We start from the raw sequence: 16,759 nt of genomic DNA on the forward strand, positions 1-16,759 counted from the left end.
CAATCCTCGCTTATATAGTCCGCCGGCTCGCCATTCTCGTCTTCTCGCTCTTTGTGGCGAGCGTCGTCCTTTTCGTCCTTCTGCGGCTCTTGCCGGGGGATCCCGCGAATGCTCTCGTCTCGGTCGGCGCCGACCAGGCACAGATCGAGGCGGCGCGCCGTGAGGTGGGGTCGGACCTGCCGTTGCCGCAGCAATTCGCTCATTTCATCTCCAGCCTCGCGCGCTTCGACCTAGGCACCTCCTTCGTCAGCCGAACGCCGGTTCTGGACGACATCATCGCGCGTCTTTCGGTCACTGTCCCGCTCACCCTGCTTTCCTTCCTTCTCGCAGTCGTGATCGCAGTCCCCTTCGGCATCCTCTCCGCGGTGAAGGCCGATCGCTGGTATGGCGGTGCGATCTCCGTCGTCTCCCAGCTCGGCATCGCCATTCCCGTCTTCTGGGTGGGAATCCTCCTGGTGACGCTCTTTGCGGTCAATCTGCGCCTCTTCCCATCGGGCGGCTTTCCTCCTCGCGGATGGGGAGCGCCATTCGAAGCGCTTCGCGCGCTCTTTCTTCCGATCATAACCATCGCCCTCGTCATGTCCGCGTCGCTGTTGCGTTATGTCCGGTCGGCGACGCAGGACGTGCTGGGCAGCGATTACCTGCGCACGGCGCGGGCACTCGGCTCCGGCTTCTCGGAGGCGCTCGTTCGGCACGGCATCCGCAACGGCGCGGTGCCGGTCGTTTCCATTCTGGGCATCGAGCTTGCGACGACGCTCCTGGGCGCGGTGGTGGTGGAGCGTGTGTTCACGTTGCCTGGCCTGGGCTCTATGCTGCTTCTGGCGATTGAACAGCGCGATTATCCCAACATTCAGGGTGTGCTCTTCATTTCCACCCTGCTCGTCCTCCTGATCGGCTTCTTTGCCGATCTTGCCCAACGGTGGATTGACCCGCGCCTGCGCGAAAAAGCGGGGAGCGTAAGGCGATGACCGTCCTCGCCGAACAACAAGAGGATTCTGCGCGTCGCACCCGGCGGTCACTCACCTTGAGCATCGGCCTCCTGCTGGTTGGCCTTCATCTGGCGGTGGCTCTGCTGACCCTTGTCTGGATCCCCTATGACCCGACCGGCATGACGGGCGGGCGGCTGGAGGCTCCTTCCTGGGCCCACTGGGCGGGAACCGACCGGCTCGGCCGCGATCTCTTCACGCAAATCATGATCGGCTCGCGCATCGCGCTTATCGTCGGGGCCGGCGCAGTGGCGATCGCTGCCGCGATCGGCGTGACGCTTGGCGTTCTTGCGGCCTTTGCTACCCGCTATCTCGATGATGCGCTGGCGGCCACTTTCGACATCCTCATCGCCTTTCCCACCCTCCTCCTTGCCATGCTTGTCGTGGCGGCCACCGGAACCGCAAGCCTCCTTTCCGCTATCCTGGCGCTCGGCATCGCGATCTCGGCCATCGTTGCGCGGCTCACGCGAATCCTCGCCAAGCGGGTGCTCGCAATGGACTATATTACCGCCGCTCGCACCGCGGGCTCATCCTGGCCGAGCATCGTCTTCAGACATCTCCTGCCAAATATCTGGCCGACGCTTTCGGTCAATTTCGCGCTTCAGTTCGGCTTGGCGGTGATCGCGGAAGCTTCGCTCTCCTATCTAGGTCTCGGTGCGCCGCCACCCAATGCCTCCTGGGGGCGCCTGCTCCAGGAAGCGCAGGGCACGGTCTACACGGCGCCCTTCGGCGCTGTCGCGCCCGGACTTGCGCTGGTTTCGCTGGTCATCGGTATGAACCTGCTTGCCGACGGACTGCGCGACATCGGCGATCCTACGCGGAGGCGTTCGCGATGACCCTGCTTGCCATCGACGGCCTGACGCTGAGCATTGGTGACCAGGCGCTGGTGCGCGATCTTTCGCTTTCCATCGCGGGGGGCGAACGTCTCGGGCTGATCGGCGAATCCGGCTCCGGCAAATCGCTGACGGCACTTGCAGCGATCGGCCTTCTGCCGCCCGATATTCGCGCCGAAGGCTCCATTCTGCTCGACGGCAGACAGGTGATCGGCGCGCGCGAGGAGGATCTTCTGCCGCTGCGTGGTGCAGCTGTCGCAACCGTGTTTCAGGAGCCGCTCACGGCACTCGACCCGCTGATGAAGGTGGGACGACAGGTTGCCGAGCCGCTCGCCCGCCGCTATCGCCGGGAGGGAAAAAAACTAGACCGGAAAGCGCTCGCGCGCGAAGTTCGGGATCTTCTCGAGCGTGTCTCGCTGCCGGACATCGACCGTATCGTGAATGCCTATCCCTATGAGATTTCGGGTGGCCAGCGGCAGCGCATTGCTATCGCAATGGCGCTTGCCTGCCGGCCCAAGCTTCTTATTGCCGACGAACCGACCACCGCGCTCGACGTCACCACCCAAGCCGAAATCCTCGACCTCCTGTCTGATCTCGTGCGCGAGAACGGTATGGCTCTCCTCTTCATCAGTCACGATCTTCCGGTCGTGGCCCGCGTGGCCGAGAAAGTGGCGGTGCTGCGCCGGGGAGAAGTGGTCGAGCAGGGCCCGGTGACATCCGTCTTCGGCGCGCCGGCGCATGAATATACCCGCACCCTGGTTTCTGCTGCCGCCGCATTCGACAAAGCGTTGGAGCCCGCGCAATGAGCATGATCGCGGTAGAAGAGGTCTCCTTCGGCTATTCGCGCGAGCAGCGGGTGCTGCACGATGTCTCGTTCGCGATCAGGAGCGGCGTGAATGTCGGGCTGGTTGGTGAATCAGGCTCGGGCAAGTCGACGATCCTGAAACTTCTACTCGGTCTTGCGCGGCCCAGTGCGGGGAAGATCCGCTTCAACGGGGAGGCTCTGGAACCCGGCGACCGTGCGTTCATGCGCCGCTACCGGCGTGCCGTCCAGGCGGTTTTTCAGGATCCTTATTCCTCTCTCGATCCCCGACAGAAGGTGGAGGGTATCGTTGCAGAGCCGCTTCGTGCTCTCGGGATTCCCGGGCCGCATCGTCCGGCGATCGAGGCCGCACTGCACGACGTCGGCCTTCCTATGGACTCCATCTCCCGCTATCCGCACGAATTTTCCGGCGGCCAGCGTCAGCGCATAGCGATTGCCCGGGCGATCGTCGCGCGTCCCCAACTCATCCTTGCGGACGAGGCGGTGAGCGCTCTCGACCTCTCCACCCGGATTCGCATCGTCGAGCTGTTGAGAGCACTGTCGAAAACCATGGCCATCCTGTTCGTGTCGCACGATCTCGGCGTCGTGGCATCGCTTTGCGAGGAGATCATCATTCTCGAACGAGGGCGGATCGTGGAAAGCGGCAAGACAGCGGACATCCTCGCCCACCCGCAGCACCCTTATACGCAAAAACTCCTCGCCAGCGTGCCACGCATGCCCGTGTGAGGATGAAGCAATTCCTGGACGCCACTTCCAAAGCGCGTAAAGACGATTTAATTCGTGGCGCATCGATTGCATGTCTGCGCTGAATGCTCATCTACGCTACTCCATGTCTCCATCGCAATCTCGATAGTCGCCGGAACAGGAGGAACGCCTAAATGGGACGATCTAAGTGAAAGTTCTTCATGTTTTTAAGACCTATCTGCCGGACAGCTTTACGGGCATCGAGCGCGTAATCTGGCAGATCGCAGAAGGGTTAGCGCCTCTCGGTGTCGAAACCACTGTGCTTTCGGTAAGCGATAAGCCGGTAGCGGGCCCTTACCGCGTGGGCCGACACAGTGCTTATCAGGCAAAACGTGATTTCTATGTAGCCTCCACCGGCCTATCTGTGTCTGCATTCAAAGTTTTCCGAGAGCTCTCGGCGCGGGCAGATATCGTCCATTATCATTTTCCGTGGCCGTTAATGGATTTAATGCACTTAATGGTGCGGCCAAAATGCCCTTCAATCGTGACCTATCATTCCGATATAGTTCGCCAGCGATTGCTAAACTATTTTTATCGTCCCTTGATGTTCCGATTTCTCAATCGGGTGGACCGCATCATTGCAACTTCGCCAAATTACGCCGCCAGCAGCACCGTGCTGAAGCACTATAAACGAAAGACCTCGATCATTTCCATTGGTCTGGTGGATCAGGTGGCGCCACCGGAAGCATTAGTGGCCCGATGGCGGCAGCAGGTAGGAGAAGGTTTTTTCCTCTTCATCGGGGCCCTGCGATACTACAAAGGGCTTCCTTTTCTGTTAGAGGCTGCAAAGAAAACTGGTTTACCTGTTGTGATCGCCGGAAGTGGCGAAATGGCAGCGGACATTGAGGCTTACCGCTTCCCTCACATCAAACTTGTCCAACATTTTTCCGAGCTTGATAAAGCTGCTCTTCTATCACTTTGCCGGGCCTTCGTCTTTCCGTCTCATCTGCGCTCGGAAGCATTCGGTGTGGCGCTCCTAGAAGCGGCCCGTGCTGCTAAACCTATGATTACCTGCGAAATCGGCACGGGGACAACTTATGTCAATGTACACGGCGAGACAGGTTTAGCGATAAACCCTAGAGATGTAGACGCGCTGGCTAAAGCTATGCAAAGTCTCGCCGGACAGCCAGATGTCGCCTCCGCAATGGGCTTGGCAGCCCGTGCACGTTACGAGCATTTATTTAGGGGCGAAGTCATGTGTGAGCGGTATCTGAGCCTGTATCGTGACCTTTCTTCAGCGAGGCTCTGACGATATCGCGCATTTGCCAGCTTCTTGTAGACGCGGAACACTGGGCGCGGGGCGGAGGTAGTACATATTGCGGCGCGGCTAGGATATCACGTCATGATAAGCTAAACTGGCACTACCCAGCTATTTGTGCAGAAGCTCAGCAATGGCACCGACGTAGCGACCGGGATTATACATCTCAAAAACACGTTTAGACGCAGCTTTGCCAAGTTCGGCCCGAAGCCGATTGTTGGATCTCAATATACGCAAGGCGCAAGCGGCATCATCAATTTTCGGTTCAGCCCAAACGACTTCCTTTTCACGGTAGAAGCCTTGAGGATCTTCGACCGCCACGAGGTCGAAGCCGACCGGTACGCCAACACCTGAGTCAAAAAAATCAGTATTTCCGGACCAGTTGGTGGCAATTACAGGAATCCCGCGCTGCATCGCTTCCGCTATGACAAGCCCGAAACCTTCGGACCGATGAAGCGACATAATAACATCTGCTTGGTCATAAAGGCTGGACATCCCCTCATCGCCCAGCGTATCGCCGATCAGCGTGACATTTCGAGCGCCGGCGGCTGCCGCTTCCATATATCGAAGTGAAGCGGGCCAAACGTCTGCATTCGCATATTTTACAATAAGTCTCGCATCAGGGTCATCTCCAAAAGCTCGCCTAAAAGCCGTTATTGCGGCGCAGGGATTCTTCCGCGTGAAGTTTGATGCAACGTTAAAAACAAGAAGTACTGTGAAGAATCGATCGGACTTCTTAGCGCTCTCATTTCTCCTCTCTTGAAGCGGTTTGAGAGGATATGGGACGACACGCACCGGCTTATTGGAAACTGTGCGAACTGCGTCTGCTACAAAATGACTATTTACCCATATCTCATGCACGAAGCGGGCTGCCAAATTCCAATTCTTAGGTACTTTTGGCAGTTCCCAGAACCAATGGGCGATGATTCGTTTTCTATGCACGACGCGCTGGCCCAACACACTCATGGCTATTGGAACGTGAAGGCCGCTGGCATGTAAGAGAATTGTTCCCTTCCCGGTGATCCTCCCACTCTTGAAGGCAAAATCCGTGTAGGTCTTGTCGCCGTGCGTGATCTCAGTGAGATCAATTCCGTAAACCTCCAGGCCACCTTCCAGCAGCGCATCGTGGCATGCACGGGCGGCCGCCCCAACTCCGGAGGCGGCACGCAACATGCCTACCACTATGATTGGCTCTTCCATCACAGCATCGGGAGATAGCCGAGGGCCAAACCAGAGCGCCAGCCGGTAGATGAGCACATCCCGAAACTCTCTTGGGAGCCGTCGCCAAATTTGGCGGCGCAAAAAGTCGAAATGAAGCTTGGACATCTCTCTTACTGAATGCGCAGTTGCTCTTGCAGATCAGACGCATTCGCGCCAATGTTCTTCTTTGTTAACTCGACGTTATCAATGTCACCATTGCGGGACCTTGATGGTGTAAGTAACGCTTCGGCCGTTCCGAAGATAGCTTTGGCCGTATCCTGCCACGCTTTGGGGGCGTACTCGACCTTTATACGTTCCTCTGCCTGCTTCAATTCCTCCGGGTGATCGAAGTACCACTTAAGCCGCTCAGCCCACTTTGGTACGTCCCAGGGGTCCAGGTACTCTATTAGATCCCCCCCTACCTCTGGTATAGATGCTGCATTTGACGCCAGACAAAATTTGCCGCTCGCCAAGCTCTCCGCAACAGCTAGTCCCCACCCTTCATAAAGCGACGGGAACACAGTGAAGAGCGCATTCTTATAGAGCCACGTGAGGTCCGCGTCACTGACGTTGGTCAGGACCTCGACCAAACCGGAAATACGGGGATCAAAACGCAAGTCGGCAAGAAAATCCGATACGCCCCACCCGACCATTCCTACGAATACAAGCTTAGGAAGATCTCGCTCCCCCTGATCGACCAACCTTGTATAGGCTCTATATAAAGTTTCGTGGTTCTTTCGTCTTTCGATAGTAGAAACGAAGAGAATAAACCTCTTCCCAGCTGCCGTCATTATCTCACTGGTTTCATTTTTCGGAGCCGGGATTTCGCTCCCGAGTTGTACCACCGTGCAACTAGGAATCCTTGTTCCCAACTCTTCCAGAAGCTCTATAAGATCCCGGCGGCTGCATTCCGATATGCACAGTATTTCATCTGCACACCAGGAGATATCGGCGAAATATCTCGCAAATTTTGCACTTACATCGCCAACGCATAAATGAGGAAATTTTACGGGTATTACATCATAGCAAATTAGAACACATTTAAGAGATAATTCTTCTCTGACTTGCGCCAGAAAAGATTGATCTTTCTGATCCCAATCGAGTCCAAGAGAAATATACGCATCTCCCTGTGAAAAAGGTGCGGCGAAACTATGAGGGAAACAAGGGTCGGCTTTGGAAACTTCGGGTAATGAAGTCGTGCGCCATATGCGAATAGCTCTCCGCAATTCACGCAGCGCGCCAACTAAAGCTTTGACACTCTCACGTCGTTTCAGAAGATAATGAGATAGAGGCGCGCGAACTCTTGGAGGTATTTTCTGCAGTGCTGCTCGCGCAGTGTATTCAACTCTTTCTTCCAGGGTTCTTGGGGAAACTAAGGCTTTCTCCGCTTCTGAACTCTGCCGCTCCGTGCGGTCAATTCTGTAAAGCGCGCTCTCCACGTCGTCTGGATCAACGCGCAGGAAACCTTGGTGTCTATCAAAGCGGCAGAATTCCACATCGGAGCCGAGATGCTGAAGCGCGAATCTGGCGCATTCACTCTCTACCCTCACGACGCCCACGGATGGTCTAGACCAGCCTAGTATTGAGGTCACATCAAGCCAGATTTTACTCATACGCATTCCTTGTTCGCCAGCGTGTTGACCAGCAGCGGCAGCGAACTTAGGCACTCATCCCAACGCAGTTTCTGACGGCGAATATAACCAACTGATCCAACTTCGTAGGTATGCCGTGAGCGTCCCAGGATGTCTCGAATCGAATTCTGAAACTTCTTTGGATTATCTGCTACTCTCACTTCTGGGAGGTCTGCAAAATCTTCATATCCTCTGAAGGCAGCAGGGGTCCCAACTACGAAAGCTCCAGAATAGAGCGCCTCGGCTGTTTTAATATTCGATCCCCCTCCGAACGGAATGGGCAGAATAAAGCCATGCGCAAGTGATTTAACTGCCGCGAGATCCGCATCGGAAAGCGTGAACAATAATTTCAGTCGAGATAAATTTAAATGCGACCATTTTGTTTGACACATTACCCGGTGTATATGCTCAGACACACTTCCTGCAACAACGAGACGACTTGTTGGTGGAAAACAGGCAAGTGACTCTCCAAGCAGCTCAGAAAACCTTGAGAAATTCGGAGGATGGGCGCTAGCCACATATAAGAGCCAGGGTCGGCGAGGGAGTTTCTCTCTCCATTTGGAAATGCCGTCTTCGGTTGCATTCCATGGTTCAATGCCATTAGGTAGCAGCTCGGCTCTCTTCGCGCCCCATTTTCGGATAGACTTCAAATCTTCTTCCGTCACTCCCAACACTAGATCAGCAGTCGACGCTGCGCACCGCTCAAGCTCCTCAATCGCAACAATAGCATCGTCTGCTCCCCGGACGCCAACATCCTCAAATATGGACCGCTTCAGCGGTGCTTCGATATTCTGGGATCCGTAGATCAAAACAACTGATGAATACTCAGGGCGCTTACGAAGCTCCACCGCGAGTGGCCACAACCAGGGCTGCTCGACATGAATAACGTCGATTTTCTTGGGAATGCGGGCAAGTATAGAAGGTAGGCCGCCGTCTTTAGCAGCGGCAAAGCGACCCGCTAGTAGATCGTCTATAAACGGTATGCTTTTCCCCTGCAAAAGTTTGTGCGGGCCAGTTTCAGGGAGAGTAAGGTCCAGAGGTCCCCTTTCAGTCTTGGGATAGTGCCCGTTGGGGTAAACCGATATAGGAATAGACTCCCATCCGGCGGCCTCATAAGCGTGCTTTATATTATAAAGTCTAACCTGCCCGCCATGCTTCGGCTTGACGGCTGGGTAAGTGCCAAGAATCAAAACTGTCCCGATACTACCTTTCATTAAACGAGGCCTCCCCAAAGCCGCTGAATTCTGCGGCCGATAAAACGCAACGGAGCTGTAACGCGCCAGGAGGTTGAGCAATATAGTGAAGAAAGTTTCTTTATAAGATCAGCGTTTATTTTGATTTCTTCTTTGATGCGCGCTTCCAGTTCATCGAGGCGTGCTTCCAATACAAGCCGGGCGTCGCGCTCTTCGACAAGGGCGTCCGCCAAGCGCAACATTTGCGTATTATGCGAGATCTGATGCGTATCATATGTTTTGACGAGCTCACTCATCCGAACGCCCAGTTCCACGTCAAAGCACTCACCAAATAGCTGCTCGGAAAATTCATCGGTGCTCTTCCGCGCAATGATTGCATAATCGGGACTTGCACCATACAAAACATGCTCAATTGAAGGAGTAGGAGAGCTTAGAAGGTCCCGATCTTCTTGTAGCCGCAAGATCTTTGTGCGCGGGAAACCATAGTAATCCAGCAAAAAAGTTAAAAGCGCGGGAGGGAGGGGGTGACGATGCGTGGGATCAAGATAGAAGGTCAGTGTCGAAACCTGAATGTTTTCCGGATTGGGCGTCTCCAGGATCAGCAAACCGTGAGGCTTGAGGACGCGAAATGCTTCATAGACCAACGTCTGCAGTTGCTGAAAGCTAAGGTGCTCAGCAATGTGAAAGCCCGAGATGATCGACTTACTTTCGTCGGGAAGCTGTTCAAGGAAGGAGCTTGCATCTCCGCGTATGGCATCCAGGCCCTGTTCTTTGCAGGCCGAAAGCATGCGCTCATCCAGATCGACGCCTTGAACGTTAAAACCATTCTCGGAAAGTAGCGCCAGCCATTCTCCTCTACCGCAACCTAGGTCCAGAGCAGCGGGTCTCTTTTCGATCTGCTTCAAAGGCAGTATAAAAGGGAGATAGATTTCAAGCCGGCTGCGGATCAGCTCCTGTGAACCCCGGAATCTATCTTCGAATGCACGATAAAAGCCATCGTCTAGGGTTTTGCGAGAACCGCGACCCGTGAGCGAGGCACCTTCTTTGGGCATCAGGCCAGCCTCCGTATAGAAAATTCTGCCGGGAGGTGCGACGTTCCTATGAAAAAAGTCCTATCGGCATTCACCACGTTAAAGACGATGGCGTTGTCCTGCCACTCGTAATTGTCAGTGAGATGAGTATCTGTGCTCGTGAGCGCCGGCGAAAAGGAGTAGGATCCCGGGCCGAGATTGCAGGTAAAACTCAAGACGAATTCTATCTCGTCATTCTTCCTGATCTCCCTTTGCACTTGCTCCGTGTGCCATGTATTCGTGCCCCATACCACATGCCCTGTGCGATCGCGCAGCATAAAGCCGAGCACAAGCTGTGGTATGTTGGCTTCAGCCTTTGCTACTAACCGAAGGAGCAACTTTTGGCCGACGCGAGCCGTGGCAACAGGCTCCTGAGTCTCCGCGTCGACTAGTTCGATCCTCCTCGCAGCGATCTCCAAAGTGCCCGACCGCGTGTATTGCCAGCCGCTTTCACCCCGCTTCTGCTCAATCAACATGCGCGCATTGTCCTTCTCGGCAATCAGCGCGTTATAATAATCGACGATCTCGTCGGGCGAGCCGTCTTTCTGGACCGAGCCATGGTCCAGCAGGATAACGCGGTCGCAGAGCGCGCGGACATCGTTCATACTGTGGGAGACGAACAGAATAGCGACGCCCTCTTCCTTGAAGCGCCGGATCTTATCGAAGCTCTTATGCTGGAAATAGCTATCGCCTACCGATAGTACCTCATCTACGATCAGCACATCCGGCCGCGCGGCGGTGGCCAGCGAAAAGGCGAGCCGCGCATGCATGCCTGAGGAATAGACGCGCAGCGGCTTGTCGAAGAACTCACCTAGTTCTGCGAAATCCTCGATTTCGGGCATCATCTTCGTCAACTGCTCGCGCGAGAAACCCATGAGGCCGCCTGCCTGATAAACATTTTGCCTACCAGTGAATTCAGGATTGAAGCCAAGCCCCAATTCAAGAATTGCGCTAATGCGGCCCTGAACCGCAATGCTTCCTGTCGTCGGGCGTACTGTTCCGGTGATCAGCTTTAAAAGCGTGCTCTTGCCGGCTCCGTTCTGCCCAATGAGCGCTAGCGCCTCTCCCTTACCTAAGCTGAAGCTTATGTCGCGGACAGCCCAGAACTCGCTCAGGGGTGAGATCTTTGCGCCAAACCAGGTGGCGAACCGGGCCAAATTCGAAGGGTAGGTGGCGTAACGCTTGCCAACCTGATCGATGCGTAGAACTTCGTGGATCATAGCACATCCACGAGCTCGGGGCTTGCCCGCTTGAATAGCAGGAAGGAAAGCGAAAATAATCCGAGCGCAATCACCGTTGGTAGAAGGAGAGGCGCGAGGTCAGGCATACGGTTGAAGACTAGCGCGTCCTGGTAGATGCCGACGAGCGACACCATGGGATTAAGATGCAGCAGCCAGCGTAGATGTTCCGGAACAACCGTTTGAGGATAAACAATGGGCGTAACCCAGAACCAAAGCTGCAGGGCGACTGTAAGTATTTGACCTATATCCCTCGAAAAAACGTTGAATATGCCTAGCATCACACCCAGGCCGAACGCAAACAAGGATATAAGTACAATACCCAGCGGCAGCACCAGCCAAGCCGCTCCGGGGATATACCCGAAGAACAGAAAAACCACCACTATGGCCGCCAGCAGAAAGACATGATTGAGCAGTGCGCTTCCCCAGACAATGACGGGCAGGCAGATGCGCGGAAAGGCAATCTTCTTTAGCGTGCCGGAATATTCGATGAAAACCGATAGACAGCGGTTCAGGATTTCACTGAAGAGCGTCCAAGCAGCCATGCCGGCTAACAGATACACAGGATAGGCGGTCTTGTCCTCAACCCCTCCCAACTTAGCGCCGAGCACTTCTGCGAGTACAAGAGCGAAAATGGCAGCTTGCGCCAGTGGGTGTAGGATCGACCAAAGGAGGCCCAATCGCGACCGGGCGAACCTACCGCGAAGCTCGCCGGCAATCGAAGCCAGGACGAAATACCGATAACGCCAGAGCGCTTCAAACATGCTTTGCATCTCGTTTTATTCCGCACCGGTGCCAGTGCGTGCCCTGCAATCTGCCAGGACATCGGCCAAAGTTTGTTCAAAAAGGTAATGTGGCTTCCAACCTAGCAGTTGCTGAGCCCGCTCAGCGTTCCCCACGATCCGTGGAAGATCGCTTGCCCGCATGCGTGCTGGGTCCTGCTCGACTTTGATCGATACCTTGCTCAAATGAAGCAGGCCTTCCAGCACATCTGAGATGGGACGCGCTTTACCGGAGGCGATGTTCAAGATGGTACCCGTCTCCAAAAGGCCAGCTTTTTGTGCGACCAGAGCGTAGGAAATAGCGACGTCGCGCACGTCCAGAAAATCCCGCTCGGCCTCTAGGTTACCAACCCGGATAACAGGCTCGGCGAGTCCTGCTTCAATTCTGGCGACTTGCATTGCAAATGCCGAAACCACAAACGCTTCAGTCTGGCCAGGGCCGGCGTGATTGAAAGGGCGCAGCCGAACGCATTTCAGCCCTCGACGGGCCATCGCGCCAAGAGCAAGGTCGGCTGAGGCCTTGGTGACACCATAGTCATCGACAGGGGAGAGCACCGTCGTTTCGTCGAGTGGATGACCACCTTTTGCGCTGTCACCATAGACCAGACCCGAACCGGCATGAATAAGCCAACAATCGGGGGCCGATTTCATAATGGCAGATGCGACATTGAGGCTGCCTTGGACATTCACGCGCCAGGCGATCTCCGGCTGGCGTGCTGCAAGGGCGGGAGCAGCAACGCCTGCAAGATGGACAACGCAATCCGGTCGATGGCGCCGGATCGCCCTTTCGACCGCATCGCGGTCAGTTATGTCGAGTGCCTCGAGACCATTGGATGGGCCCCGATCTGGGCGTCTCGAGGTGGAAATGATGTGCAGATCGCCGTCGCAAACCTGCTTCAGAGCGGTGACCACATGAGGGCCGACAAACCCGCCCGCGCCGGTGATCAACACGCGCATCGACAATCCAGACCCTCACAGATGTTCTTGGCTGGTTAGCCGCTGCAGGTCAGCTTCCACCATTTCCGCAACCAATTCTTCCAGCGTGGTTTCCGCAGCCCAGCCGAGCTTTGCCTTGGCTTTTTCGGCATTCCCCAAAAGGATATCAACCTCTGCCGGCCTTAGGAAGCGTTCATCAACGACAACATGATCCTCCATGTTCAGTCCAACATGGTTGAAGGCAAATTGGCAAAACTCTCGAACGGAAGCAGTCCTGCCAGTAGCGATTACATAGTCGTCCGGCACTTCCTGTTGCAGCATGAGCCACATGGCTTTGACATAGTCCCGTGCGTGCCCCCAGTCGCGCTTTGCATCCAGATTCCCAAGCGACAACTTTTCCTGGAGACCTAGCTTTATACGCGCTACGCCGTCCGTGATTTTGCGAGTGACGAATTCAATCCCACGCAGTGGCGATTCATGGTTGAAAAGAATGCCGTTCGAGGCATGCATGTCAAAACTTTCGCGGTAATTCACGGTCATCCAGTGAGCATAAAGCTTCGCGGCCGCATAAGGAGAACGTGGATAGAATGGTGTCTTTTCAGACTGGATCGGTTCCTGAATTAAGCCAAACATCTCAGATGAAGATGCCTGATAGAAGCGGGCTTCTGGATTTGCCAGCCGAACGGCCTCAAGTATATTAACCGCACCGAGGCCCGTCACGGTCCCCGTGAGCAGCGGCTGCTGCCAAGATGATTTCACAAAAGACTGCGCGGCAAGGTTATAAACTTCCTGCGGCTGCACATCCTTCATAACACGAATCAGCCCGGAGAGATCTGTCAAATTGCCATCGTGAAGGATGATCCTGCCGTCGATCTTAAGCCACTTTAGGCGGGCCCCGATCACGTCGGCAGATGCGCTTCGACGCAGCAGACCATGGACCTCATAGCCTTGGCCCAACAGAAACTGCGCCAAGTATGCGCCATCTTGTCCGGTGATGCCCGTAATCAGCGCGCGTTTTCCGCTCATATTCTTAATTCTCCGTAAGGATCAGGTTTCCGTTGCCGCCCGCCCCAACTCCTGGTCCGAGTTATACCGTGTATCGCAACAGCGCAATCTGATCCGCGCTCCATCCACGGTTCCAGCAGAGCAACCTACACTGCCAATCGATAATGGCGTCATTTAGGGAGAGTTTGATGTGACGGTGAGACGGTCGATTAGAAGCGATGACAAATACCGCCTGGCAACGTCGCGCGTGTGACACCCTTTCTGCCTTGAGCGGCCGGTCCAAGCTATAGGTTCATCCCTCGGCGGCACCCTAGGCGCCCAACGCTCTGCCGTGGAGCATTGATACTGAACCCTTTAAGTTCAGCCGAGGAGCGCCGTTTGGCTTCGCACTCGTTAGAAGCCACATTGTTAGACATAGCTTTCCGGGGGGCACACCGGGGTCCATGACAGCCAAGGACGTTCTTGCGCCGCATTGACGTCGGCGAAGCCAGAGCAGCTTATGCTCCCGAGTACGCTCTGCCGTCGATCACCATGCCGCTGCAGCCGAAATTCATCTACGGCGTCGCGGTGTCTCGATCTGCACTAGATGGCGGAAATCCTCGCTACAACGCTATGCTGCGGCCCTTCCGCGTTCCGGAAAGAGCTTTAAAAGCCCTTCGGCGGAGGCCTCTGCCACGCCCCGTTCCGTAATGAGCCCGGTCACGAGTCGCGCGGGCGTCACGTCGAAGGCAGGATTGGCAGCAGGAGTCGCATCAGGCGAGATCCGCACCTGCGTGATCTCGCCTGATGCGGTCTTCCCCCAAACGAGCGAGACCTCCTCCGCCGAGCGTTCCTCGATTGGGATCTCTTTCACCCCGTCGCGCACAGTCCAGTCGATCGTAGGGGAGGGGAGGCCGACATAGAAAGGCACGCCATTGTCCTTGGCGGCAAGCGCCTTCAGATAGGTGCCGATCTTGTTGCAGACATCGCCATTCGCCGTGGTACGGTCGGTGCCGACAATCACCATGTCGACCAAGCCGTGCTGCATCAGGTGCCCGCCGGCATTGTCGACGATCAGCGTGTGCGGCACGCCGTGGCCTGCCATTTCCCACGCCGTGAGATGCGCGCCCTGATTGCGCGGTCGGGTCTCGTCCACATACACATGGACCGGGATTTTCTCTTCAGTCGCAAGATAGATCGGCGCGGTGGCGGTGCCGTAATCGACGGTGGCGAGCCAACCCGCATTGCAGTGGGTGAGGATGTTCACCGGCTCACCGGGTTTCTTGCGCTTGGCGATCTCCTTGATGATCGAAAGCCCGTGCTTGCCGATCGCGCGGTTCAGTTCCACGTCCTCGTCGGCGATCTCTGCCGCCCGCACATAGGCTGCTGCGGCACGTTCGCCCTCGGGAAGCGGGCGCAGCGTCTCGCGCATCGCGTCGAGCGCCCAGCGCAGATTGATCGCGGTGGGCCGGGTCGCATGCAGTTCTTGCCAAACGGCATCCAGAGCCGCATCGGATGGGTCTTCCCGCATGCGGATCGCCACGCCATAGGCAGCCGTCACACCGATCAGAGGCGCTCCGCGGACCCACATATCGCGGATGGCTGTCGCGATCCCAGCCACCGTGCGGACATTCTCGATGCGGAATTGATGCGGCAGCCAGCGCTGGTCGATGAGAACCACCGACCAGCCGTCTTCGTTCAGCCAGATGGTGCGGTAATGCTTGTCTCCGACCTTCATCCTGTTTCTCCTTGGCTCATAGCCCTTGGTCGAGCGACTTCGCCAGCCGGTCGAGCTCCGCCAGTGAACTGATGTGCTTGCGATTCACGGCGATATGCCGCCCAAAGCGGAGCGCAGCGGCCTCGCAGGAGGCCCTGAGTTTGGTATCCTCTATGCTCTCGAAATCGGCATTGTGGGCGAGCCCCAGGATCCGCCGGTGGATTTCGATGCCCGCAAAGCCCAGCATATCCGTCCAGATGTCATGGATCACATGGTTCAGCGCCTGTTCGGCGCCCAAGGCATCTCCTTGGTCTTCATAGAGGCTCCGGTGGTAGAGCATGCCCCTGCGCTCGGTACGCCAGAGCCTGGCGAACTCCTCGCGGAAGATGGCCCAGGTCTCCTCGATCACACGCACTAGATAGGCGCGCATGTCCTCGCGGGAACCCTCCGCTTCATGCCCACGCTGGGAGAAAAAAGCCATCCAGTAATTGGAGAGCAGCATGCCCACATCGAACGCCATTGGCCCATAGAAGGCGAATTCAGGATCGATGATGCGCGTGTCGCTTTCCGTCACCATGACCGAGCCCGTGTGCAGGTCTCCATGCACTAGGGTTTCCGCCTTGGCGGCGAAAAGATGCTTCAGCTTCTGGGCTTCGACTTTCAGGTCACGGTCGGCCCTGAGCTCCGCGACCACCGGACCGAGTTCCGGCGTGTGCCGGTTCATGGGGGCGGAGAAATAAGGGTCGGTGAAGACGAGATTCTCGGTGATGTCGCAGAGCTCCACATTCTCGGCGAAGAGCGCTAGATCCGCCTTGCGGTCGCGCGTTTCCATGTGAAGGTCGGAGCCGCGGAAGAGCGTGCGCGCCATGAAGAGGCCGAGATCCTCTGCGATGCGCGGAAGCTGCCGTCCTTGGATCAGTGCCCGCCGCAGAATGATATGCGGCGACAGGTATTCCATTACGATCAGCGCCTGCTGCTCGTCGAAATGGTAAATGGCCGGCACCTGGCCTGGCGCTCGCTTCTCCTGGCGCGTCAGCGCGTGATATTCGAAGAAGGAACGCTTCAGCGGCAGCGGCCAGCTATCGCCGACGAGGCGCACGTAGGGAAGCGCCTGCTTGACAACGACCGCGCCCCTGTCTCCCTCGACGATGAAGACGAGGTTGAGGTTACCATCGCCTACCTCGCGCACCCTCCAGCTCGATCCTGTGCCGCCGACATGCTCCGCGACCGCGGTCACCCTTACGAGGCGTTCAGGCAAGGTCTCCACCGTCAGGGGCTGAAACGCGCTGCCATGCATGGGTCTCCTCCATCCTCCTCCGCATCACCCTCTCACGCTAGCAAGTGGTTTGTCATTTTTCAATGGT

General features: G+C 56.4%; 15 protein-coding genes. 5 read left to right on the forward strand and 10 right to left on the reverse strand.

Annotated elements, in window-relative coordinates; genetic code table 11:
* Positions 1 to 14 precede the first annotated feature (14 nt).
* From CHEJ32_RS0111845 to CHEJ32_RS0111865, 5 genes are all read left to right on the forward strand, one after another.
* The gene (locus CHEJ32_RS0111845) at positions 15 to 968 is read left to right on the forward strand and encodes an ABC transporter permease (RefSeq protein ID WP_028034068.1); all 954 of its coding nucleotides are present in this window, start codon (positions 15 to 17) and stop codon (positions 966 to 968) included.
* Complete coding sequence (locus CHEJ32_RS0111850) at positions 965 to 1,822, forward strand: ABC transporter permease (protein ID WP_028034069.1); 858 nt, start codon at positions 965 to 967, stop codon at positions 1,820 to 1,822. The genes CHEJ32_RS0111845 and CHEJ32_RS0111850 overlap by 4 nt, the downstream gene beginning before the upstream one ends.
* Positions 1,819 to 2,625 (forward strand): ABC transporter ATP-binding protein, encoded by an 807-nt coding sequence (locus tag CHEJ32_RS0111855; protein WP_028034070.1) that lies wholly within the window; start codon positions 1,819 to 1,821, stop codon positions 2,623 to 2,625. The genes CHEJ32_RS0111850 and CHEJ32_RS0111855 overlap by 4 nt, the downstream gene beginning before the upstream one ends.
* Positions 2,622 to 3,368, forward strand: coding sequence for an ABC transporter ATP-binding protein (locus CHEJ32_RS0111860; RefSeq protein WP_028034071.1), 747 nt, complete (start codon positions 2,622 to 2,624; stop codon positions 3,366 to 3,368). Before CHEJ32_RS0111855 ends, CHEJ32_RS0111860 begins: the two co-directional genes overlap by 4 nt.
* Positions 3,369 to 3,534: 166 nt before the next feature.
* Positions 3,535 to 4,635 (forward strand): glycosyltransferase, encoded by a 1,101-nt coding sequence (locus CHEJ32_RS0111865; protein WP_028034072.1) that lies wholly within the window; start codon positions 3,535 to 3,537, stop codon positions 4,633 to 4,635.
* Between the two features lie 120 nt (positions 4,636 to 4,755).
* Here CHEJ32_RS0111865 and CHEJ32_RS26735 read toward each other — a convergent pair whose 3' ends face one another.
* From CHEJ32_RS26735 to mtnK, 10 genes are all read right to left on the reverse strand, one after another.
* The gene (locus tag CHEJ32_RS26735) at positions 4,756 to 5,970 is read right to left on the reverse strand and encodes a glycosyltransferase family 4 protein (protein WP_084032781.1); all 1,215 of its coding nucleotides are present in this window, start codon (positions 5,968 to 5,970) and stop codon (positions 4,756 to 4,758) included.
* Between the two features lie 5 nt (positions 5,971 to 5,975).
* Positions 5,976 to 7,457, reverse strand: a complete 1,482-nt coding sequence (locus tag CHEJ32_RS26740) for a glycosyltransferase family 1 protein (RefSeq protein ID WP_198023854.1) — start codon at positions 7,455 to 7,457, stop codon at positions 5,976 to 5,978.
* Positions 7,454 to 8,689 (reverse strand): hypothetical protein, encoded by a 1,236-nt coding sequence (locus tag CHEJ32_RS27130; RefSeq protein ID WP_156936681.1) that lies wholly within the window; start codon positions 8,687 to 8,689, stop codon positions 7,454 to 7,456. The genes CHEJ32_RS26740 and CHEJ32_RS27130 overlap by 4 nt, the downstream gene beginning before the upstream one ends.
* Positions 8,689 to 9,720, reverse strand: coding sequence for a bifunctional 2-polyprenyl-6-hydroxyphenol methylase/3-demethylubiquinol 3-O-methyltransferase UbiG (locus tag CHEJ32_RS24560; RefSeq protein WP_051469621.1), 1,032 nt, complete (start codon positions 9,718 to 9,720; stop codon positions 8,689 to 8,691). Before CHEJ32_RS24560 ends, CHEJ32_RS27130 begins: the two co-directional genes overlap by 1 nt.
* On the reverse strand, positions 9,720 to 10,958 hold the full coding sequence (locus tag CHEJ32_RS0111890) for an ABC transporter ATP-binding protein (protein WP_028034075.1): 1,239 nt from the start codon (positions 10,956 to 10,958) through the stop codon (positions 9,720 to 9,722). Before CHEJ32_RS0111890 ends, CHEJ32_RS24560 begins: the two co-directional genes overlap by 1 nt.
* The gene (locus CHEJ32_RS0111895) at positions 10,955 to 11,740 is read right to left on the reverse strand and encodes an ABC transporter permease (RefSeq protein WP_198023855.1); all 786 of its coding nucleotides are present in this window, start codon (positions 11,738 to 11,740) and stop codon (positions 10,955 to 10,957) included. Before CHEJ32_RS0111895 ends, CHEJ32_RS0111890 begins: the two co-directional genes overlap by 4 nt.
* A 15-nt stretch (positions 11,741 to 11,755) precedes the next feature.
* Positions 11,756 to 12,715 (reverse strand): GDP-mannose 4,6-dehydratase, encoded by a 960-nt coding sequence (locus CHEJ32_RS0111900; protein WP_028034077.1) that lies wholly within the window; start codon positions 12,713 to 12,715, stop codon positions 11,756 to 11,758.
* 15 nt (positions 12,716 to 12,730) lie between these two features.
* A complete protein-coding gene (gene gmd, locus CHEJ32_RS0111905; protein WP_028034078.1) occupies positions 12,731 to 13,720 on the reverse strand; it encodes a GDP-mannose 4,6-dehydratase in 990 nt (329 codons plus the stop codon).
* 589 nt (positions 13,721 to 14,309) lie between these two features.
* Positions 14,310 to 15,416 (reverse strand): S-methyl-5-thioribose-1-phosphate isomerase, encoded by a 1,107-nt coding sequence (mtnA, locus tag CHEJ32_RS0111910; RefSeq protein WP_028034079.1) that lies wholly within the window; start codon positions 15,414 to 15,416, stop codon positions 14,310 to 14,312.
* 16 nt (positions 15,417 to 15,432) lie between these two features.
* Positions 15,433 to 16,692 (reverse strand): S-methyl-5-thioribose kinase, encoded by a 1,260-nt coding sequence (mtnK, locus tag CHEJ32_RS0111915; RefSeq protein WP_028034080.1) that lies wholly within the window; start codon positions 16,690 to 16,692, stop codon positions 15,433 to 15,435.
* Positions 16,693 to 16,759 lie beyond the last annotated feature (67 nt).

This window comes from Chelativorans sp. J32, from assembly GCF_000518985.1.
Lineage (GTDB): Bacteria > Pseudomonadota > Alphaproteobacteria > Rhizobiales > Rhizobiaceae > Chelativorans.